At 51.6% G+C, this 21,952-nt stretch carries 19 protein-coding genes and 1 tRNA gene; 6 read left to right on the forward strand and 14 right to left on the reverse strand.

Features of this window, described 5'->3' with window-relative positions; all coding sequences use genetic code 11:
• From AB5Z54_RS05335 to AB5Z54_RS05350, 4 genes are all read left to right on the forward strand, one after another.
• A partial coding sequence (locus AB5Z54_RS05335) for an IS3 family transposase (RefSeq protein ID WP_368160669.1) occupies nt 1–568 on the forward strand: 568 nt, incomplete at its 5' end.
• Between the two features lie 102 nt (nt 569–670).
• Nucleotides 671–1,108 carry a type II 3-dehydroquinate dehydratase gene (gene aroQ, locus AB5Z54_RS05340; protein WP_368151047.1) on the forward strand — a complete coding sequence of 146 codons (438 nt, stop codon included), beginning with the start codon at nt 671–673 and terminating at the stop codon, nt 1,106–1,108.
• 130 nt (nt 1,109–1,238) lie between these two features.
• Nucleotides 1,239–1,688 carry a DUF4869 domain-containing protein gene (locus AB5Z54_RS05345; RefSeq protein WP_368151049.1) on the forward strand — a complete coding sequence of 150 codons (450 nt, stop codon included), beginning with the start codon at nt 1,239–1,241 and terminating at the stop codon, nt 1,686–1,688.
• Nucleotides 1,688–2,689 (forward strand): DEAD/DEAH box helicase family protein, encoded by a 1,002-nt coding sequence (locus AB5Z54_RS05350; protein WP_368138297.1) that lies wholly within the window; start codon nt 1,688–1,690, stop codon nt 2,687–2,689. Before AB5Z54_RS05345 ends, AB5Z54_RS05350 begins: the two co-directional genes overlap by 1 nt.
• Nucleotides 2,690–3,008: 319 nt before the next feature.
• Here AB5Z54_RS05350 and AB5Z54_RS05355 read toward each other — a convergent pair.
• From AB5Z54_RS05355 to AB5Z54_RS05365, 3 genes are all read right to left on the reverse strand, one after another.
• Nucleotides 3,009–3,085 (reverse strand) — tRNA-Arg (locus tag AB5Z54_RS05355).
• Nucleotides 3,086–3,137: 52 nt separating this feature from the next.
• The gene (locus AB5Z54_RS05360; protein ID WP_022094777.1) at nt 3,138–3,905 is read right to left on the reverse strand and encodes an ABC transporter ATP-binding protein; all 768 of its coding nucleotides are present in this window, start codon (nt 3,903–3,905) and stop codon (nt 3,138–3,140) included.
• Nucleotides 3,906–3,916: 11 nt separating this feature from the next.
• Nucleotides 3,917–4,762, reverse strand: a complete 846-nt coding sequence (locus AB5Z54_RS05365; RefSeq protein WP_368160671.1) for an ABC transporter permease — start codon at nt 4,760–4,762, stop codon at nt 3,917–3,919.
• A gap of 160 nt (nt 4,763–4,922) precedes the next feature.
• Here AB5Z54_RS05365 and AB5Z54_RS05370 point away from each other — a divergent pair, with 160 nt between their 5' ends.
• Nucleotides 4,923–5,894, forward strand: a complete 972-nt coding sequence (locus AB5Z54_RS05370) for a glycosyltransferase family 2 protein (protein WP_368160673.1) — start codon at nt 4,923–4,925, stop codon at nt 5,892–5,894.
• A 102-nt stretch (nt 5,895–5,996) separates the two neighbouring features.
• Here AB5Z54_RS05370 and AB5Z54_RS05375 read toward each other — a convergent pair whose 3' ends face one another.
• From AB5Z54_RS05375 to rfbA, 5 genes are all read right to left on the reverse strand, one after another.
• On the reverse strand, nt 5,997–7,451 hold the full coding sequence (locus AB5Z54_RS05375) for a sugar nucleotide-binding protein (RefSeq protein ID WP_368160675.1): 1,455 nt from the start codon (nt 7,449–7,451) through the stop codon (nt 5,997–5,999).
• Nucleotides 7,452–7,573: 122 nt separating this feature from the next.
• A complete protein-coding gene (rfbB, locus tag AB5Z54_RS05380; protein WP_368160676.1) occupies nt 7,574–8,593 on the reverse strand; it encodes a dTDP-glucose 4,6-dehydratase in 1,020 nt (339 codons plus the stop codon).
• Between the two features lie 75 nt (nt 8,594–8,668).
• Nucleotides 8,669–9,643 (reverse strand): hypothetical protein, encoded by a 975-nt coding sequence (locus AB5Z54_RS05385; protein ID WP_022094782.1) that lies wholly within the window; start codon nt 9,641–9,643, stop codon nt 8,669–8,671.
• A gap of 9 nt (nt 9,644–9,652) precedes the next feature.
• Entirely contained in the window at nt 9,653–10,090 is a 438-nt protein-coding gene (locus AB5Z54_RS05390; RefSeq protein ID WP_035138697.1) for a DUF4869 domain-containing protein, read from the reverse strand.
• Nucleotides 10,091–10,185: 95 nt separating this feature from the next.
• Nucleotides 10,186–11,085 carry a glucose-1-phosphate thymidylyltransferase RfbA gene (gene rfbA, locus AB5Z54_RS05395; RefSeq protein ID WP_368160732.1) on the reverse strand — a complete coding sequence of 300 codons (900 nt, stop codon included), beginning with the start codon at nt 11,083–11,085 and terminating at the stop codon, nt 10,186–10,188.
• Between the two features lie 156 nt (nt 11,086–11,241).
• Between rfbA and AB5Z54_RS05400 the strand changes: the two genes are divergently transcribed.
• Nucleotides 11,242–13,713, forward strand: coding sequence for a glycosyltransferase family 2 protein (locus AB5Z54_RS05400; RefSeq protein WP_368160678.1), 2,472 nt, complete (start codon nt 11,242–11,244; stop codon nt 13,711–13,713).
• Nucleotides 13,714–13,845: 132 nt separating this feature from the next.
• Here AB5Z54_RS05400 and AB5Z54_RS05405 read toward each other — a convergent pair whose 3' ends face one another.
• From AB5Z54_RS05405 to AB5Z54_RS05430, 6 genes are all read right to left on the reverse strand, one after another.
• On the reverse strand, nt 13,846–15,693 hold the full coding sequence (locus tag AB5Z54_RS05405) for an N-acetylmuramoyl-L-alanine amidase family protein (RefSeq protein ID WP_368160680.1): 1,848 nt from the start codon (nt 15,691–15,693) through the stop codon (nt 13,846–13,848).
• Nucleotides 15,694–16,362: 669 nt separating this feature from the next.
• A complete protein-coding gene (locus tag AB5Z54_RS05410) occupies nt 16,363–16,956 on the reverse strand; it encodes a hypothetical protein (RefSeq protein WP_368160681.1) in 594 nt (197 codons plus the stop codon).
• 350 nt (nt 16,957–17,306) lie between these two features.
• Nucleotides 17,307–17,660 carry a DUF2304 domain-containing protein gene (locus AB5Z54_RS05415; protein ID WP_035138621.1) on the reverse strand — a complete coding sequence of 118 codons (354 nt, stop codon included), beginning with the start codon at nt 17,658–17,660 and terminating at the stop codon, nt 17,307–17,309.
• The gene (locus AB5Z54_RS05420) at nt 17,660–18,406 is read right to left on the reverse strand and encodes a glycosyltransferase family 2 protein (RefSeq protein WP_117655885.1); all 747 of its coding nucleotides are present in this window, start codon (nt 18,404–18,406) and stop codon (nt 17,660–17,662) included. Before AB5Z54_RS05420 ends, AB5Z54_RS05415 begins: the two co-directional genes overlap by 1 nt.
• Before the next feature lie 309 nt (nt 18,407–18,715).
• On the reverse strand, nt 18,716–20,692 hold the full coding sequence (locus AB5Z54_RS05425; protein ID WP_368160683.1) for a DUF2142 domain-containing protein: 1,977 nt from the start codon (nt 20,690–20,692) through the stop codon (nt 18,716–18,718).
• A 112-nt stretch (nt 20,693–20,804) separates the two neighbouring features.
• Nucleotides 20,805–21,950 (reverse strand): glycosyltransferase family 4 protein, encoded by a 1,146-nt coding sequence (locus AB5Z54_RS05430; protein ID WP_368160685.1) that lies wholly within the window; start codon nt 21,948–21,950, stop codon nt 20,805–20,807.
• Nucleotides 21,951–21,952: the final 2 nt, after the last annotated feature.

Consider the following 21,952-nt stretch of genomic DNA (forward strand, 5'->3'; position numbering starts at 1 on the left):
CCGCCGCCGGTACAGCTCCTACAGGGGGCTCGTGGGGAGCACGTTCGAGAACGTCATCGCGAGGGACTTCGGCGCCGAGGGGCCGTGGCAGAAGCTCGGCACCGACGTCACCGAGTTCAAGGTGGCCGGCGCCAAGGCCTACTGGGCCCCGGTGCTCGACTTCTGCACGAAGGAGATCGTGGCGAGCGACATATCGACCTCGCCGGACCTCGCCCAGCAGCACAGGATGCTCGACCGGCTCCTCGAGGCCCTGCCCGGCGGGGCGGCGCCGACCATGCACTCGGACATGGGCTGGCAGTACCAGCACGAGTCCTACGCCTCCAGGCTGGAGGGGGCGGGCATCACCCAGAGCATGTCGCGCAAGGGGAACTGCATCGACAACGCCGCCACCGAGCAGCTCTTCGGCCACGTGAAAGACGAGTTCTACCGCGGCAGGGAGTGGGGCAGCTTCGAGGACTTCAAGCGCGACCTGGAGGAGTACATAGCCCATTGGAACACGCGGCGCAGGCAGGTAAAATTGAAGGGCCTGACGCCGGAGGAGTTCCGGAACCGGGCCCTTGCGGCGTAGTCGCTATTTATTCAGTCCAAGTTTCGGGGCGCAGTTCACAGGCACCTTTGTGGTGGTTTTTCGCTCCGCCGCACCTCCCGCCCAACAAAAAAGGAAACAACCATGAAAGCACTCGTCATCAACGGCCCCAACCTCAACATGCTCGGCATTCGCGAGCCGGGCATCTATGGCAGCGACAACTACGGCCGCCTGGTCCAGATCTGCCAGGAAGCGGGCGCCGCACAGGGCTTCGACGAGGTCGAGGTCTTCCAGTCTAACCACGAGGGCAGCATCGTCGACAAGATCCAGGAGGCCTACGGCAAGGTCGACGGCATCGTCATCAACCCGGCCGCCTACACGCATACGAGCGTGGCCATCCTGGACGCGCTCAAAGCCGTCGCCATCCCTGCCGTCGAGGTTCACATCAGTGCCGTCGAGACGCGCGAGGACTTCCGCCAGGTGAGCTACGCCCGCCTAGCCTGCTTCGCCACCATCACCGGCGAGGGCCTGCAGGGATATGCCCACGCACTGGAGCTGCTGAGGGAGCGTCTCGAAGAGTAGCCTAGCGATCAAATCCATCAGCGCCGATTCACACGCCAATAAAACCAATGCCGGCAGTAGCACCTCGCTGCTGCCGGCAATTTATTACTGGCATATAATCGTTGCAGTCACACAACGTCTGGAGACCCACATGCTGAGCATTCACCTGGGGGATTACCCCGGTTCCATCTACGATACCGAGACCTATTTTAGGAACTCGTACCTGGATTCCTGGTTCGAGGACCCTCTGGCAGCGCAGATGATTAAAGGTGTTGACGGTTCAGAACTCATCGGCCCCCACAACATCATCAGCAAACAGCTCGGTTCGATTACGCCCCTCGAGCTTTCCGGCGGCGTTAAGACGCTTCTGCTGGTGCACAATCTCCCAAACATGGTGTTCAATGCATCCACTTGCGGAGATAACTGCGCCCGGTGGCTGCTAAAAATTGGCAAAGAGCAGGATGTGCTGGTAACCCTTTACCACATCATGAAGTTCCCCTGGAAGCGTTTTGAGATTCGCATCAATAACGATGGCCGCATCGTCAGAAACATGCAGGAGTTTGTCGGCGCCACGAATGACTTTTTGGATGTTGATGAGTAATGAAGGGAACGCATACCGTTGTCGTAGAGCGTGCAAAGGTCAAATACACACTCACGTTTAAGCGCAATATTTCCTTTATACGCGGCAACAGCGGCACGGGCAAAACGACGCTCATCTCGATGATTCGCGACTACAACGACCGAGGACCGGAAAGCGGCGTTGCACTCAGCTGCGACGTACCTTGCGAAACGCTTTCCAGCAGACGCTGGGAGCGCGAGCTGTCGATCATCGAAGATTCAATCGTCTTTCTAGATGAGGGCAACGAGTTTATCTACTCAAAGGACTTCGCCAAAGCCGTAAACGGCTCGTCCAACTATTTTGTTCTGATATCTCGTCGTGATGCCAACGAGCTCCCCTACAGCGTTGATGAAATCCTAAAGCTAGTCAACACGACGAGTAAAACAATCAATGGCCGCAAGAGCGACAGGCGCTTCTACTCGGTAACCAAGCCGCTATATGACCACACGGCAAGCATGCTGTATCAGGATCTAAATGTTGGATTCGAGGTACCCGACGCCGTAGTTGTCGAAGATAGCAAATCTGGCTATCAATTCTACGACGCTCTTTGCAACCGGCTCGGGATCCCCTGCTATACCGCCACCGGCGTAGCAAATCTAAAGCGGACAATTCACGAATGCCCCGAGCAAAACGTTCTTGCCATTGGAGACGGCGCAGCGTTTGGTCCCTACATCGAAAAGGTGCTCGGACAGCGCGTTTACAAGAACGTTCGCTTGTTCCTCCCGGAATCATTCGAGTGGACACTCCTGCGCTCCGGGCTCATACCCAGCAGTGACATTCCCAAGATCCTCAAGGATCCCTCAAGCTATATCGAAAGTCGCGATTATTTAAGCTGGGAACGATTCTTTACGGATGTGCTGATCAAGTACTCGGCAGACACTCGCTATGCCTACAGAAAGGCGCTGCTCAACGAGCAGTACCTAAAGCCACAGGCGATGGATGCAGTTGCAAACGTCTTGCCCGAGTGCCTGAAGGCAGACTAGACAGACTAGATATAGTGGGGAGGGCCAAGTTGGTCCTCCCCGTTTTTGTTACGCCTTCTTGATCACGTACGCCAACCCTATGTCGCACCCGCAGCGCACAATCGACGCAAAGAGCCATGGTACTGGCAGCGTTAAAAGCAACGGCATCGTCTGCCAAGGGATAAACCAGTCAACCGCATGAAAGGCAAAGACGGCAAGGCTTGCCTGTCCGCAGAACGCTCGCACCACCGCTTCGGCCTAAACGTATACCCGGCAAGAATAAAGAACACCGGCATGTGAAAAAGCCCAGACCACCAAGCGGTCCGGGCTTAATAAACGATGGTGCTCCATGGCGGATTCGAACCGTCGACCTTGGGATTAGAAGTCCCCTGCTCTATCCAACTGAGCTAATGGAGCAAATAACCGCACGCCCAGCCAAACAATTCGGCCAAGCGCAAGTAATTATAACCTAGTTGAACTGCTCGCGGTACGCCTTGCAGACCTCATCGACCGGGCCGTCCATGCGAAGGTCACCCTTCTCAATCCAAACGGCACGCTGGCAGATACGCTCAACCTGCTCCATGGAGTGCGAAACGAACAGAACCGTCACGTCACCGCTCTGGATAAAGTGCTGGATGCGGTCCTCGCACTTCTGCTGGAAAAACACGTCACCGACGGACAGCGTCTCGTCAACGATCAGAATATCGGGCTCGGTAATCGTCGCGATTGCAAAGGCGATACGCGCCACCATGCCTGAAGAGAAGTTCTTAAGCGGCATATCGACAAAATTCTGCAGCTCAGCGAACTCAATAATGCCGTCAAAATTGGCGTCGATGAACTCCTTGGTATAGCCGAGCAGCGCGCCGTTCAAATAAATGTTCTCGCGGGCGGTCAGCTCGGGGTCAAAACCGGCGCCAAGCTCAATCAGAGGCGCGATGTTGCCGTGCACCTTAACGCTGCCCTCGCTGGGCTCGAGCACACCGGCGATAATCTTGAGCATCGTGGATTTGCCAGAGCCGTTGGTACCGACCAGGCCCACGACCTCGCCGCGATGAATATCGAACGAGATGTGCTTAAGTGCCCTAAACTCCTCAAAGAACAGCTCGTGCTTGGCAAGCTTGATGAAGTACTCCTTGAGGTTGGTCAGCGACTCGGACGCCATGTTAAAGATCATGGTGACGTCGTCGACCTCGACAGCCAGAGGCTGCTCGCTGTAATCAACAACAGATTCAGTCATCACAGCACTCCTTAGATGTAGAGGATAAATTTGCGCTCGGACTTATGGAACACGGTGTAGCCAATAACAAGCGCAAGGACCGCCCAAGCGACACACATACCAAACGTCATAAGCGAGGGCGTAGTCTGGAACAGGAAGATATCGCGCATAAACTGCAGGTAGTTGTACATGGGGTTCGCATACATCAAGATACGCACGAGATGCGGCATTTGCGCAATATAGTCAGTCGTCCAGAAGATGGGCGTAATGTAAGTCCACGCCGTAATGATGACGCTCCACAGATGCATAACGTCGCGGAAAAAGACCGTAAGGGCAGAGAGCATCATGCCCAGGCCCATGCAGAAGCACATAAGCAGCAGCAGGCAAACCGGCAGCAGAATCAGGTGCCAAGAAGGCATAACGCGGAACCACAGCATAACGATGGCGACGGCAACCAGCGAGAAGGCAAAGTTGACTAGCGAGAAGAGCACCTTCTGCACCGGGAAGACCCAGCGGTGCACCTTAACTTTCTTGAGCAAAGGGGCAGCACCCACGATCGACGTCAGGGCCTGGTTCGTAGACTCGGACATGACGGCAAAGGTAATGTTACCCACGATCAAGTACAGCGGGTACATCTCGGGTGTCATTGAGCCATTGCGGCCCTGGCCAAAAATCGTCGAGAACACGATGGCCATGACGATCATCATCAGCAGCGGATTGAGCACCGACCATGCGACGCCCAGAACACTGCGGCGATACTTGATTTTAAAATCCTTGGTAACCAGCTGGCGAAGGATAAACGCATCCTTCTCAAATTCATTCTTAGCAAACGTCGCAGGCAGACTGCGAGTTTCTTGTTGCTTTGTCTGATCCGACACGGATGCAACTCCCTTACTCGTAATCGTTGACAAACGTACAGTATAGACCCGACAGCAAAGTAAATGATTCGCGCAGCAAAACTGGAGAACTATCCCACATCTTAGGATGTCAGGCGCAAACGGCTATACTTTCAAGGATTGAATGTATAAGGAGCATTGAGTGAATTCTGAATCCATCGCCGTCATCATCCCCTGCTACAACGAAGCGCTCACGATTGGTAAGGTCATCGACGACTTTCACCGCGAGCTTCCGCAGGCGACGGTCTATGTCTATGACAATAACTCGTCGGACGATACCTCACGCATCGCCACCGAGCACGGCGCCACGGTGCGTTTTGAGCCGCGTCAGGGAAAGGGCAACGTGTGCCGTCAGATGTTTCGCGACATCGATGCCGATTGTTACCTGATGGTCGACGGCGACGACACCTACCCTGCCGAAGCGGCCAAAGCCCTCTGCGAGCCCATCCTCAACGGCACGGCCGACATGACCGTGGGCGACCGTCTTTCCAACGGCACCTATGCCGAGGAGAACAAACGTGCCTTCCACGGCTTTGGCAACAACCTGGTACGTGCCATGATCAAGTGGATCTATGGCTACAGCTTCGATGACGTCATGACCGGCTACCGCGCCATGAGCCGCCCGTTCGTTAAAACCTTCCCAGTGCTTTCCGAGGGCTTTCAGATCGAAACCGAGCTCTCGATCCACGCCGTCGACCACCGCTGGCGCATCAAAGATGTGCCCATCGAGTACCGCGACCGTCCCGAGGGTTCCGAGTCCAAACTCAACACAGTGAGCGACGGCATTAAAGTCGTTGCGATGATCGGCACGCTGTTCAAGGACTACCGCCCGCTGAAGTTCTTCAGCCTCGTTGCGCTTCTGTTCGCGGTATTCGGCCTCGCCCTGGGCATGCCCATCGTTGTCGAATATTTCCAGACCGGCCTCGTCCCGCGCTTCCCCACCGCTATGCTCGCCGCCTCGTTTATGTTCCTGTGCGGCCTGAGCCTTGCGACCGGCTTCATCCTAGATTCTGTAGCAAAGGTCGAAAAAAAGCAGTGGGAGGTCAACGTGTACAGCAAATACGCCTACGACGACCAGCCCGGCCACCCTACTTCCAAGCCAAGCGAGAGGTAGATCTTCCGCAAAATACTATTGGCACCACTGCGCAGATAGCCACCAACAAGAAAAGCCGCCGTTAAAGAACGGCGGCTTTTACTCTCGAAAAGTTAATAGCGGCTAGAGCGTCTTGATGTACTCCCCCAGCTCTTCCTCCCAGTCGGGCATGTGGAAGCCGGCAGCCTCGAGCCTGGACAGGTCGAGCGCGGAGTGGACCGGGCGCGGGGCGACGGGGCCCTCGGCGCTCGCGTAGTAGTCGGCGGTCGATACCGGCACGACCCTGTCCCCGTTGCCGTTGGCGGCCTCGAAGACGGCGCGGGCGATATCGGCCCAGCTCTTCACGGCGCCGGAGCCGGTGCAGTCGTAGGTGCCGTAGGGGGCGCGGCTCCCCAGCACGTGGAAGATGGCCCCGGCCATGTCGCGCGTGAAGGTCAGGCGGCCCAGCTGGTCGTCAACGACCGTGACCTGCCCGAGCCCGTCATCGGGGTCGGCGACACGGTCGGACAGGCCCTTCATGGTCTTGACGAAGTTGCGGCCCTCGCCGATGACCCAGCTGGAGCGCATGATGTAGTGGCGCGGGCACCCGGCCACGGCGATGTCGCCGGCGGCCTTGGTCTGGCCGTAGACGGACAGCGGGCTGAGGGGCTCGTCCTCGTCATGCACCTCGGCGGTGCCGTCGAAGACGTAGTCGGAGGAGACGTGCACGAGCGTGATGCCGTGCACGGCGCAGGTGCGGGCGAGCAGGGCCGGCCCGGTCGCGTTGGCCTTCCAGGCGGTCACGCGGCCCTCGGGGGTCTCCGCTTTATCCACGGCCGTGTAGGCGCCGCAGTTGATCACGGTGCCGTAGAGCGACCAGTCGTACTGCGCGTAGGCGTCCGGGTCGGACATGTCGAAGGTGTCGATGTCGCAGAAGTCGAAGTCCTTCGCCACGCCGCGCTCCTCGGCGAGCGCGCGCACCGCGCGGCCCAGCTGGCCGTTGCAGCCGGTGACGAGGGTGCGCTTCGGCGCCATGGGGACGACGTCCTTCAGCATCGGGTGGTTGAGGTCGGCCTCGGAGACGGTGGCCTGATCCAGCGGGATCGGCCACTGGATGGCGAGCTCCGGGTCGGCGAGGTTCACGAAGGTGTAGGTCTTCTTCAATTCAAGGGACCAGTGGGCGTCCACCAGGTAGGTGTAGGCGGTGCCGTCCTCCAGGGCCTGGAAGGAGTTGCCCACGCCGCGCGGGACGTAGATGGCCTTGGACGGGTCGAGCGTGCAGGTGAACACCTTCCCGTAGGTCTCGCTGCCCTCGCGCAGGTCGACCCAGGCGCCGAAGACCGAGCCGCGCGCCACGGAGATGAACTTGTCCCAGGGCTCCGCGTGGATTCCGCGCGTGACGCCGCGGCTGTCGTTGTAGGAGATGTTGTTCTGGACGACGCGGAGGTCGGGGATCCCGAGCGCGCACATCTTGGCGCGCTGCCAGTTCTCCTTGAACCAGCCGCGCGAGTCGCCGTGGACGGCGAGGTCGACGACCTTGAGGCCCTCGATGCCGGTCTCGGCGACGGAGAGGTCCTTCTCGAATGCGATGTCTGCCATGTGGGAAAAGCTCCTATCGAAGAGGTTGTATAACCGGGGGCGCCCGCGCGGGGACGCAGGATCATCCCCATGCCCTGCGGCCCCGCGCGGGCGCCCCGCGGTGCGGTTCGCCGAGGTTCGGCCTACTGCCCCTGCGCGCGGTAGCGCGCCTCGGTGGCCTCCTTGGCCGGGCGCCACCAGGCCTCGTTCTCCACGTACCAGTCGATCGTCTGCTTCAGGCCCTCGGCGAAGTCGGTGTGGGCCGGCCTCCAGCCGAGCTCGCGCTGCAGCTTCGTGCTGTCGATGGCGTAGCGGCGGTCGTGGCCGGGGCGGTCGGCGACCCAGTCGAAGTCCTCGGGGTCCTTCCCCATGGCCTCCAGGATCATGCGCAGCACGGTGATGTTGTTCTTCTCGCCGTCGGCGCCGATGAGGTAGGTCTCCCCCATGCGGCCCTTGGTGAGGACGTCCCAGACGGCCGAGGAGTGGTCCTCGGTGTGGATCCAGTCGCGGACGTTCTCGCCCTTCCCGTAGAGCTTGGGGCGCACGTCGTCGATGATGTTCGTGATCTGCCTGGGGATGAACTTCTCCACGTGCTGGTAGGGGCCGTAGTTGTTGGAGCAGTTGGAGATCGTGGTGCGCAGGCCGTAGGTGCGGGTCCAGGCGCGGACCAGCATGTCAGAGGACGCCTTGGTGCTCGAGTACGGGCTGCTCGGGTGGTACGGCGTCTCCTCGGTAAACTTGGCCGGGTCGTCGAGCGCCAGGTCGCCGTAGACCTCGTCGGTGGAGACGTGGTGGTAGCGGATGCCGTGCTTGCGGACGGCCTCAAGAAGGCGGAAGGTTCCCTCGACGTTCGTGCGCAGGAAGGGATCGGGGTCTGCGATGGAGTTGTCGTTGTGGCTCTCGGCGGCGTAGTGCACGATGGCGTCGTGGCCGGGGACCAGCTCATCGAGCAGGGCGGCGTCGCAGATGTCGCCCACGACGAGCTCCACGCGGTCCGACGGCAGCCCCGCGATGTTCTCGGGGTTGCCGGCGTAGGTCAGCTTGTCCAGGACGGTCACGTGCACCCCGGGGTGGTTGTTGACCACGTAGTGCACGAAGTTGCTGCCGATGAAGCCGCAGCCGCCCGTGACGATGATGTTCTTAGGTTCAAAAATCTCAGACATGAAAATCCAATCTGAAGCATGTACAGCTTCTTTAGTATGCCGCAGGAAGTGATGCCGCGACACTATTCAACAAAACTATCGGACATTTCGGCACGCGATAAGAGCCATAACCTTCGCAGAATTACTTCCCCTACAAAACGCCTCCGGAATGCAGTCTTTGTCGTACCGGAAGACCGAATTCCCAGTTTTATCGCGTAAGTACTTATAGAAGAAGTCCTCCCAGCTTTTAAACTTCTCACTGTCTGCAAACGCTTCCGGCTCTTGCAGAACTGCTTTGGCATCTAGCCCTGAAATTACGCCGGAGCTCAGCAGAAGCCATTCGAACGACTCGGGAAGACAAACCGTAACAGTATCGCGGTGAATGTCTTGCAGCTTAAGGACGCGGTCCGCATAGCACCCAAATGCCGCCCCGTCCGCGACAACAAACACGCGATCGTCGAGATGCTGATCCAACCAGCCCAAAATCGCGCTGTTCGTCATGGCCGAAGTACAGGTAAGCTCACTGTCAGCAAAATGCCGTTTAAAGAACTGGAAACCAGACTTACTGTCCTCGCATAGAAGGATAGAAAAGTCCTGTTTTGGCGCCGACCGGGAAATAGCATAACGATGATTCCCGCGATCTTGATAAACAGGGACGAAAGAATGGTATTTTCCGCTCGTCTTAATCTTGTAAATCTCATCCACGCTATACGGAAGATTGGGGAAATCAGCCCTTGAGATCAGCACGAAATAATTCGAGGAATACAGCACATGATGGGCAAACTCATCAGAATGGATCTCTTTTAAGCCCTCATCGACAAATACAATCGAGTCATGAACGGACGAAAGCTGGTTTCGCCAATCATAATCGGTCAGGGCGACACAGGGACAATCGCATTGCAAGGAAACGCCCGACTGCTCGCCCGTTCGCATGTAGTCTGCGACCATGTCAAACAGCGTCGTCTTACCCGTGCCGCTATCGCCACGCACAATAGTGATGTTCCGCTTGATGGTAAATGTGTACTTGGTTCCCCTACGGCGGGAAATCTTAACAAGATGCGAACCGTTCATAAGCAGCACCTACAGATACGGAATCGACTCGTGAATCAATTCGGCCATGTTATGAACGATTCGGCCGCTGTTCACGACTTTGATTTTAAAATCCTCGCGGCCAAAGTCCATCACATGATAGAGATTCACAACGAGCTTGCGGTCTTTCGCCATGTCGAGAATCCACTTGGCACAGTTGTCACCACAGGTAGAAGCGTTAAAAATATGCTTACGATCAAATCTCATAAGCAGCAGCGTTTTCACGCCACCAGAAAGCTGGAGTGGGGAGATGGATCCAAGCACAGGGCTTTCGATGACGTTTTCGGAGACAACAACCGATCGATCGACATCTTTAATTATCGAGACTGCATAGGGATCCGTAATCCAAGAAGACCGGTAAGAGTTTTTGAAATATGTCGCTGTGTTGTAAATCGCTTCTGGCATATCGCCAAAGTAGACGCTTAACACATCCACTCCCAATCATATTGTCTTTATGGTCAACGTAATCATAACGAAAGGGGCCACCAGATAAACGGTGACCCCTGAAAGAAAACAAGCTTGCGCTAGTACTCGCGCGGGCTGTTGACGATCTCGCCGGCGGCGACCTTCTTCAGGTGCTGCCCGTAGACCGACTTGCCGTAGGCCTTCGCGGCCTCCTCCAGCTCTGCGGTCGTGATCCAGCCGTTCTCCCAGGCGATCTCCTCGGGTACCGAGACCGGCAGGTCCTGGGAGTGCCCGACGGCGCGGACGAACTCGGCGGCCTCGTGCAGGCTCTCCATGGTGCCGGTGTCCAGCCACGCGTAGCCACGGCCCAGCGTCACCACGGACAGCGTCCCCTCCTCCAGGTACATCTGGTTGAGCGTGGTGATCTCGAGCTCGCCTCGGGCCGAGGGCTCGACCCTGTGCGCCTTGGCGGCCACGTCGCCCGGGTAGAAGTACAGGCCGGTGACGGCGTAGCTCGACTTGGGCTCGGCGGGCTTCTCCTCGATGGAGACGGCCCTCCCCTCGCGGTCGAACTCCACGACGCCGAAGCGCTCGGGGTCGTCCACGTGGTAGCCGAAGACCGTGGCGCGGCCCGACTCTGCGTTCTGCACGGCGCGCGTCAGGTGGCGCGACAGGCCGTTGCCGTAGAAGATGTTGTCGCCCAGCACGAGCGCGCACGGCTCGCCGGCGATGAACTCCTCGCCGATGGTGAACGCCTGCGCCAGGCCGTCCGGCGAGGGCTGCTCGGCGTAGGACAGGTTCACGCCGTAGCGCGAGCCGTCCCCGAGCAGGCGCTCGAAGTTGGGCAGGTCGGTCGGGGTGGAGATGACCAGGATGTCCCGGATGCCCGCCAGCATGAGGGTGGACAGCGGGTAGTAGATCATGGGCTTGTCGTAGACCGGCAGCAGCTGCTTGGAGGTCACGAGCGTGAGCGGGTACAGGCGCGTGCCGGACCCGCCGGCGAGGATGATGCCTTTCATAAAAATCCTCTCGATTGACAATCGTTGAGCAAAAGCCGCTGATTACAGATGCATAGTTAATTAAATTATACGCACCGGCAGCAACCTCCCCGTCTTCTTATTTAAATCGGACAGCAGAAACACGCAACTCTTTCTGCATTTCTAGCGAGGCAACAAATGAAAAAGTACAATGGGCAGTGTCCAACAAACGAAAGGCAGACAATGCGAGTCGAAACAACCGGAGTATGCAGAGGAAACTGGAAAATCTACCAGCAGCTTAAGATTGAAGGCATCCATAAAGGCTCCAGCGTAACAGCCCAGGCGGCTACAGACGATAACCGCCGCTCACCTTTATCCCTCCTAAAATTCCGGGACAATAGTTGTGACTCGAACTCATACGTCCTTGTACTCCCCGATCCCGATGCTCGCACCATCAAAATTGAGTTTAGCGAAATCGGCCAAGACGGTCGCACCCTGAGCAGCGACTCCCTTTCGCTCAATTGCAAGAACATCAAATGGGAGTCGCGCCTTAACTACAAAATTAAACCTGACATGTGCAGCAAACTCCGAAACTACGATGACGTTTCAGAGTTTGACATGGCAACGATTGATTTCTGGCAGTGCATCGAAGATTCAAGCGACTATATCCTTAGGTGCACGGTGAGAACTCCTTATCGTAGCGACTCGCAAATCAAACTTCGTTGTTTCGATCGAACCCTTAATGAAGTTAATTTGAGCATCGTCAATTTCGGTTCGAATGTAACAAGCGTTGGATTTACGTCTGAGAAAAAGCAACTTGAAACGCAGCTCTCGGTTCGTATGCCAAAGGCGTTCGATCGTTATTATTTTGTTATTGACGATCAAAATCACCCATCATTCAGTGCATTCGACTGCTTAACGCCCGATAAATTAGGCATGCTTCTTGAGGAGACCAACTTTCTCTTTACCCATGCGCAGTTTGACCCTGAATACCCCGAATGGTTCACGGAACATAAGGCAACCATCGGCGCTCTGGAGAAACAGAGAAAAATCGCCTTCAACAGCGCTCCGAAGTTCAGCATCATTGTCCCTCTTTACAACACGCCCATTTCGTTCTTTAACGATATGGCCGAATCCGTAAAAACCCAGTCTTATGCAAACTGGGAGCTCATCCTAGTTAATGCAAGTCCTGACAATCAGGAACTAAAGGCTCGCGTTGAGCAGGAGACGGCCCACGACAACAGAATTAAATCAATTAACCTTACCGAGAATAAGGGCATTTCCGAAAATACAAACGCCGGCGTTGCCATCGCTACGGGTGATTTCGTTAGTTTCTTTGACCATGACGATATTCTTGAACCGGACCTGTTGTTCTCATATGCCGAGGCAATTGAAAACAATGATGCCGTCGATCTTCTTTATTGCGACGAAGACAAACTCATGCCCGATGGAAAGCTAGCGCAGCCGTTCTTTAAGCCGGATTTCAATATCGATCTGCTCAGAAACAATAACTATATCTGCCATATGCTTACCATCCGTAAGTCGCTGCTTGATGTTCTAGAACCGAACACGAAAGAGTTCGATGGAGCACAGGATCATAATCTGACTCTCCGCGCCGTGGAAAAGGCAAGGAAAGTTCATCATGTTGCAAAGGTTCTATATCACTGGCGCCTAAGCGGGACCTCCACCGCAGCAAATGCCGATAGCAAGCCGTATGCCACTATCGCAGGTATCAAAGCGGTCCAGAGTCATTTGGACAGGCTTGGGCTCAATGCGAAGGTCGAACAAGCGCGTCGTCCCTTTACATATAAAGTAACCTACGCTGTGCCAGATTCCCATCCACTCGTGTCAATTATCATCCCGACTAAAGACCACGCCGACATTCTGGACAACTGCATTAAGTCAATTGTTGAGAAATCAACGTACAACAATTACGAGCTTGTCATAATCGAAAACAACAGCACAGAAAAGGCGACGTTCGATTACTACGATAAGTTGCAAGCAAAATATCCAGATATCGTTCGTCTTGTAACTTGGGAGCACGAATTCAATTTCTCCAAGCTCATGAACTTTGGCGTTGCTCACGCCAAAGGTAACTATCTCTTGCTGTTGAATAACGATACTGAGGTAATTACGCCCAATTGGATTGAGATAATGCTTGGCATCTGCGCACGTGAGGATGTTGGCGCAGTTGGTGCAAAACTCTACTATCCCGACAACACCATTCAGCATGCGGGCTTATGTGTCACTGGTGGCGTGGCGGGGCATCTTTGCCAAAGCATGCCAAAGGATAACTGGGGCTACTTTGCACTCAACGATGCACAACAAGACTTCAGCGCCGTCACTGCAGCTTGCATAATGACCAAGCGTAGCGAATATGAGAAAGTCGGAGGTTTCAGTGAAGAGCTTCAAGTTGCATTTAATGATGTTGACTTTTGCTTAAAGCTACGCGAGATCAACGACCTGATCGTATACACACCTGAAGTCGAGCTCTATCACTACGAGTCGATTTCTAGAGGCGTTGAAAACAATACGGAGAAGCAGATCCGCTTCCACAAAGAGGTCGCGTACATGAATTATCGATGGGCTAAGTATTACGTCGAAGGCGATCCTTATATGAATCCAAACTTCACCGTCGGGGAACCCGCGAATCGTTATTATCATTTATAAGAAGTTTGCATTTCTTTTCATATTCAATCTAGGCAAATTAGCATGTGTCTAGGCTAGATAGGGGAATCGAGGATTAACCCTCGATTCCCCTATTGTGATAAGTTGTCCTTCACTCGACAGTCAGAGAGTATCTTATTCCAAAGGCGTATTTAAAACCCAGCCCCACTGAGGCGTAGCGGTAGTGTGGTAGTAGTTCAGCCACCAGGCCAGTGATGTCGTCCTGATGTAGCCGATGTTATCCATAACCATACCGTTACCGACGTAAATAGCAATGTGTCCCCAGCGAGCCCCCGCATTTGTATGCGTATGAGTAGGGACCGCAACTATCATTCCAACCTTAAGCTGCGATATATCTCGACTGTGACACCAATTCCAAAACATGTCGCATGCGTCACCGTTGGGATAAGACCCTAGCACGGGATAAAAAACCTCGCTAACCCACTCCGAGCACAACCCCACTCCAGGAGAAGGAACGTTGTAGCAGCGACCAACAATTTGAGACTGAGAGGAAGTGTGGGCAGAACGTTCGGGCTCTACCCAAGCACCAGCTGCATTAAAGAAATACTCGCCATTATCGATACTGTTCCAGCCGGTTGCCATTTGACCTGACGACATAAGGTAATACCATAGCCTGTCAGCATCGCGGAACCAGCCTGTATTCATAACGCCAGATTCGTTGTCGAGGTGATACCACCTCTCGCCAATTAATTGCCAACCGTGCTGCAGCACCCCGTCTGAATCTGTGTAAAACCACGTCTGAGCAGCGGAAGACCAATACCAGCCTAATATAGGCTTTCCTTCAGCGTCGTTGAGCTTAATCGCGCCCACGCTGTCCTTGACACCCGTTAACACAATTGCTCCACTGCCGCACGCATAATATGCGCTTCCATCTTGCGAGAAAATCCAGGCGTTGCACTCTAATGCACCACCGCTATCGGGATCCAAATAATAAATAGAGCCATTCACAGTTTGAAAACCTAGGAGCATGGCACCATTATTGTTAGGATCAAGCCAATACCAGTTAGAGCCATAGTAAAACCATCCAGCGCGAATCGCTCCAGTGGCATTGGCACAATACCATGTCCCATCGTCAACAAACCAACCAGTGCTCATGGATCCAGATTGAGAAAAATGATACAACGCACCGTTAACAAGTTTAAAGCCCGTAGCCATTAATCCAGAAGGTTCAAGCCAATACCAAGTATTGTCAAGGAACAGCCAGCCAGTCTGCATAGCGCCCGAAAGGTCCAAATAGTACCAGTTATGATTGACTAAAACCCAGCCGGTCTTCATTAAACCTGATGTTTCGTCAAGGTAGAACCAATGACTACCGCTGGCAGCCCATCCCTTCAAATGCGCACAGGACCCAGAGAATAAGTGCCATCCATCACTCAGATATCTCCAGCCAGTAGCTGCGTAGCCTTCGGAATCAAAATAATATTCCGCTCCCCCAATAGTCAGAAAAAAGTTTGACGGCCAGCCACCGTCCTCATATCTCCACCACCATTTACCATTTTGGTAGGCCCAAGAACCAGGAAGAGCGATGCTATTATCGGAGGAACGAACAATTCGAAATGACAACTGGGCTGAAATACCGGAGTAATCCCCTAGCCCATTCACACTTATAGCGGCACAGCCAGGGGCAACATTATTTGAATACAAGACTTCGTAATTGATACCGTTTACTAGCACAGACCCATCGACGGCAAAAACAGAAACCTCAGGAGTAATCGCGGCGCCGGTATATTCATATGTCGAAAAATCAATAGACGCTTTTAAATTAACGGAATCCGAAGTCAAGCGGTCGCCGCCCAGTGTCCCAAATGCCTCCTGGCCCGCTTGAACCAAAGATCCATCAGCGCCTTCAACTGCATAATCATAAGATAATGAAAATGCGGTCGTAGGCCATATAAGAGGGGTGAAACAAATTGATACAAGACAAATCGCGCTGAATAAACTCAAATGCCGATTTCTCATCATTTCACTCTTCCTATGTAATCAGATAAACCTTTGAATATCCAGGCACAATCGACCTAGAGCCACAGTTCCCAAAATAAACAGCATGCCCAAAAAATCGTTTAACATGTCGCATCAGATAAAACGACACATCACTCATCAGCATATGGATTGTATATCTATTAGGCAATTATGGAGCAGCAGACGAGAGTGATCAATGTTAGACAAACGACTTTTTAGTCAAAGATAAGTGTGAATTAATCGTCCTTCTTCCGATATCGACAGTCAGGCAACAAGCCATCACCAGCGATGGAATCACCATCACTAACAGTATTCCAAGTTGATTTCCCAGATTGGTAAAGGTAAACAGACGCTTCCAGAGCCAGCTTTGAGCAAGTGAATTGTCGGAAATCAGATATACGGCAAAAGCGGATCCCGCAAGCCAATTGACACGGGCAGAATTAAATTAATATTTCAGACACAATTTAAATACTGATAGAAATACTGCAAACGAGAGACCCATTGAAAGAATGCTAGCTGATGAATAAACATACCCGTTAAATAGATTCACAGCAAAGTCGTGAATTATTCCTTGCGAATGATACGGAAGGTACAGCAAGAGAAGTCCTGATATAAAACATGCAGTCCCAACAAGCGCCAACTTATTCCAGCTAGTGGTATTAAAATTTACTGTTATCGTAAATAACAGACACCAATTGCGAGAACGATGAGATCGATGAGCATTCCTTCGGCTGGAAACGAAACGAACGGCAAATATCGAAATAATCCAAATGCAAACGATAATGATACTGAAAGGAATTTGTGCTCGCTTCTACTACAGGCTCGAAGCCCCTCCAATATATAGGGGAGCAGCAAAATAAGGCCGGCATCAGAAGTGTTAAACCACCATCCATACCCCGTGGCAATTGGAAAGACCGTATTGATAAAGAAAGAGGCCGAAAGGGGCAAACTGCCCGTAAAAATAGAAATAATCCCTAAAGTTATACTGTAAAAAACAACCTCATTATTAAGAATTATTAGCTTCTTGACCGCATCTTTAATGCTAAAAGAAGCTCTGTCGGCTATAAACCAAACGGCGATAAACACGAAGCAGCCAACTGCAACTTTTCCAATAGGGAGAAACACTCCCTTAAAAATTAAACGGGTTAAAGGACGAGCAAAAACCGATATATCATCTGCATTATGTATTACAAAATGATGCGCAAATACACACCACATTGAGATTAACCAAAAAAGCTCGACAATGGAATTACGTTCTTTTGCCATGGAGTTCTCCGGCTGGCTTAAGTTGACTCTATGCATCGATACAAGCCAATTGGCGTACAGTAGTGGTGAATTATAACGGCTGAGACGATTTAACAATCGGACCAAGGACCTCGTCACCGCTGTCCATCCAGATGACGATTTACAGCGAAACACCCCAGTCAAATTATGCTTCGGAAAGAATATTGCTCAGGCAGTTCGATAATGAAAGGACTTTTGACTCAAGAGCGAGCCCCCACCACCGGGACCACTCGAGCATAACGGTCCCTGGGCTCCGGCACTAGATTGACAACCACCCTGGGAGACTTAATGAGGAATAGCCGAAGGAACTGAATCAAACCATCGTATTGAGCTCATTCATGATTAGACCATTTCTCAAGTTCCTTTTCGAGTAGGGCAATCCTATGAGTAAGGTTTTTAATCGCCAAAACATGACGACTCACGGCAACGCTAAGAGACAGAGAGATTGCAAGCAACAGCACGATTGCACCCAAAAAAAGGAAATTGGCTGGGTTGACAAACCCAATAGCTGTTGAGCAACTATAAATAATTTGAGGACATATATCACAAATCAAGGCCGCCATACACATCAAAATCCACAACAGAGAGTACTTAAGAAGCATCTTTCCGTTGGACACGAGCCGCAAAACATAGACGAGAAAGCCGCCGAAAAAGAGGGCCGCACCAATCCTCAAAATTAGATTCATTATTTATCTCCCCTATGAACCCAGCACACAAGAACAATGGCTAACGTGACCTTGATCATGTAGTAGACGGAAGAGAAGCCCCCGATGGACGAACGTCCGCCTTGGCGTTCATTCATCTTTACAGGCGCCTCCATAACGGGAAGACCAAGCTTCATAGCCAAAGCAATCGACTCTGGCTCCGGGTAGTCATCAGGATAACTCTTGCAGAACAGGTCGATAGCATCTTTATTGCATGCCCTAAAACCAGAAGTGGGATCGGTGACCACCTTACCCGTAAGCAGCTCGAGCAAAAATGAAAGCCACCTGATTCCAACGCGACGCATAAAAGTTGACTGAAAACCATCAGTCTCAACCAGAAATCGAGAGCCTATCGCCAGGCTCGCCCCACCCTCAATCAGCTTTACAAGCTCAGGAACATAAGAAGGATCATGCTGGCCATCGCCGTCAACCTGAATGTCAATATCATAGCCAAATCTCTGAGCATACTTATGGCCCGCTTGGACCGCTCCACCGATACCAAGGTTCTGTGGCAGGTCCAATATGTTGACACCATGCTCTCGACAAAGCTCAAGCGTTCCATCTTGTGACCCGTCGTTGATTACAACATAGTCATATCCCGCAGCTTTTATAGACGCAACGGTATCGAGAATGCACTCCTGTTCGTTATAGGCAGGGATTATTACGAGAACACGCGGATATCCTTTTGAACATGTTGTTGCAGCAAGAGACAATCGAGATTCATCCATTCCAAAAAAGTTGGCTCTTAGCGACGCTTGAAGAAATTGCGACTCTTACAGCCCAACGCACAGTTTAACTCAAACTTAAGTTTACAGTATCCTGACTAGCCATCGCGAAGTTACATCTCAAGCTTAGATATTTAGCTTGCTTAACTGGGGCCCACACGGAGTCCCCACCCATCATAGCAGGGTAAGGGCCCCGTGCACCTCTGTCTCAAATGCGGAACGCATGTCCTGAGTCCTCAACGCCGTCCCATTCGAACCAATCTAATCCAACTATTATCCCCTCTTACTATAGCCATGACTTATAGCGCTAGTTTAGAAAAATCGGATATACAAAAGCTCGAAAAACACAAAATACAGCAGCCCAAATGGAATCCCGAGCATAAAGGCTGTACATTTAGTCTTCTCTTCCTCATCGCAGTAAATAGGAAACCTGAGCAAAAGACAGGCGAAAGGTATTAACAAAGGTATGAGGTATCGCGCCTGAACACCCGCAACTGTCTGGCTTCCAACTCCTGTAAAGGCGATGTATAGAGCCAAAGCAACTAAATAGCAAGTAGCAAGAACCAGGAATAGAGTCCAAACAATCCCGAAACGGCTAAACTTAAATTTAGTAACTTTTTCATTATCAATAATGCATATAGCCTCAAACAACACGATGGGAAGATATGAAAGCCATGGGAACAGATTGGACACGTCCCCAAGATAAGCCATATTCGTTGATATTGAATTGAGAAACGCCGGGGTCAGCATCGATCCAAAAACGAAATTCGAGATTACAACTATAGTTCCAACTGGATTTGCAAGCACTCCCGTCGTTTGACCAGCCGTAGAGACTTCGGAGCCACCACGTGCATCAGAAATGTTATTTACGACAGAAGAGAAATATGGCGTCAAGAAAGATAAAATCATTATGGCGCAAACGAATAGTGCAGCTCCAATCAAGATACGTCTTTGCTTGCTCGAAGTATATTTATCTGCAGGAATTAAAAGCGCAAGTCCGAATAAGGGAAAATAAATCGCTTTAGCTGCAAATCCGATTGCAAAAGATAATAGAAATCCGAAGAATGTTTTTGCAGAAATATCCTCTTCAGAAACAAGCATCTTCAACAAAAGAGCTGTTCCTAGCAAACTGAACGATATCACACAGGGATCATACGAGTAACTGGCTGCCATTAACACGGCAGACGGGAACAACGCAATACAAGTGAAAAGACATTTTCTGCAAGGGGCTATACGAATTGCGATTCCGCAGATAACTGCATACGCAAGTAAATTAAATAATTTTCCCAATGCAAATTTGATAGAAAATGGGAGATGAAGCAAGCGACCCAAACAAAGGCCGATAGATGAAGGAATATAGGCAATTTTAGAAAGAGCCAGACTATCAAAACAATTAACACGTTCGATACCTTCAGCTATATTATTTTTATCGGCCTCTCTGACTAATTGCTCAACAGAGCCACGGTTAAACTCTCTTGTTTCATCTATTGGGTACTTACCCAAAGATGCATCCAAACTAAAGCCGTCCCCCCTATAAAACTGTTCGACTATCATTCGGTCAGAATTTGTTATTTCAGCATTTGTGAGGTAGGAAACACTATTTGCATTTCCATAGTGGACCTCATCATCCCATGTCAGAAAATTTGTAACGGGGAAGCAAATAATTACGGATAGACCGACCGAGACAATGCATGCGAAAGCGAACAGTTCGGGCTTCAGATAAGAAGTGCCCCCATTAATAGCAATCAACCCGATCAAAACAGTAATGGGCAAAGCAGACGCGAACAACACCGTCTTTGACTTATCGAGCGGAATGCCAATAAAAGCGATTAAAACAGCAAAGCCAACAGAAACCGTCAAAAAAAAGAAACACTTCTTAGTATCAGTTTTCTTAACCGAGGCTACAAAGCTCTTCACCAGGCCATAGCAAAGCTCAATGCCTTGAAACGCTAAAACTAAATGAAAGCATATAACAAGACTTGCGATATTCCATGCGTCAAGATCGAAGGGGCCAAACGTCTTCGCACCAGTCAATATGATTAAAACTAGCAGAAAGCTGCTGAGAATGCTGGACGCGACGAGGACGGTTATCTGACGAATAGCGTCACCACCCGACTGTGATTTCGGTTGCAAATATAAGCACGCAACAGCAACGACATCGCAAAAGAGTTCAAGAATGAATAGATTTAAATTCTTATAGTGCAATGATGTCGCAACAGCTAATAAAAGAAGTCCCAGCCCAAAGATGGCAAGCGCGTACTCGCTTTTCTTAATTGCAGGATTATTCAAAACGTGCATCTCCAACTAAAGACAAAATCGAATAGGGTAAGTCGACAATAACAAATTCGTATCTCAAATCCAACTTCACTCAAAAGCTAAGCAAAAGCCAGCCAAGTATCACTTAGTAAATACAAAACGCCTTCTCGACATCCATAGCAGTGGCATCCCAGTTATATCGATTTTCAACAAGCGCCCTAGAGTTTCGAGACTGAAGAGAAAGCAGCTTTCGATCATCAAAAAGCCTGCATAATGCCGAAACCACCTCATCAGATGCCATGGACCGAATTATTGTGCCGTAGCTATCATCTAAGATAAGCTCGCGTGCCCCGCCCACGTCTGTTACCACTGCAGGCGTTCCGCAGGCTGAAGCTTCAAGAAGTACCGTTGAAAAGCCTTCGGAACGAGTTGGAAGACAAAGCACATCTGCTTGCTGAAGTAAGGAGGAAATATCCTCTGTGTTACATCTCCCAAGCCAAAACAAGTTAGACGAACAAGCTTCCTTGACCTCATTAGCCAGCGGACCATCCCCTGCAAGAACAAAACAAATATCACGCTTGGTAATATCTTTTGTGCGAGCCGCCTCAATAATTGAATAAATTCCCTTTTCAGGAATAAGCCGCCCGACAAAAGCTACAACCAAAGATGACTGAGGGATACCTAATTCAGATCGGAAATCTCTCCCCGAAGAAATACTCCTATAGAATGAGGCATTGATTGAGTTTGAAATTACGCCTTTTGCAGTGATATTAAAGTGCTGAAGCCATTCAACACTTTTAGAAGAAATCCCATAGAAATCAGGTTCAAACGACTTTACGCGATCAGTAATCCAATCTTCATATCGGCGAACAAAATAATCAAGAAATGGCTGATTGAAAGAGAGATACGCTGAGCCGTGGTCGAGAACAACAGCCTTAGCACTATGATCCGCAGCAAACTTCAGCCCTTCGAGCGAGAGAGGGAAAAGTCTCGTGTTTATCAGAACACCATTCCACTCATAATCATCAAGGGTTTGCAGGAGTCGGTAATAATCACTGGTTTTTTTGGGAAGAGGAAGTCTTCCATCAAGTAACGGAATGCAAGGAAGACGAATTACCTCCAGGCCGTTTTCGACTGAATGACCGACTCCCACGCGCATCGAATCATTAGTAACGATAACCACCCTATCGCCGCGTGCAGTCAAGGCGTGAGCGAGACCATCGACAAAATTACCAATTCCACTAAGTTGCGGGTGATAATGGTGAGTGAAAATACAAATAGAGGAGCTCATCA

The sequence above is a fragment of the Collinsella aerofaciens genome (assembly GCF_040910185.1).
Classification (GTDB): domain Bacteria; phylum Actinomycetota; class Coriobacteriia; order Coriobacteriales; family Coriobacteriaceae; genus Collinsella; species Collinsella aerofaciens_BF.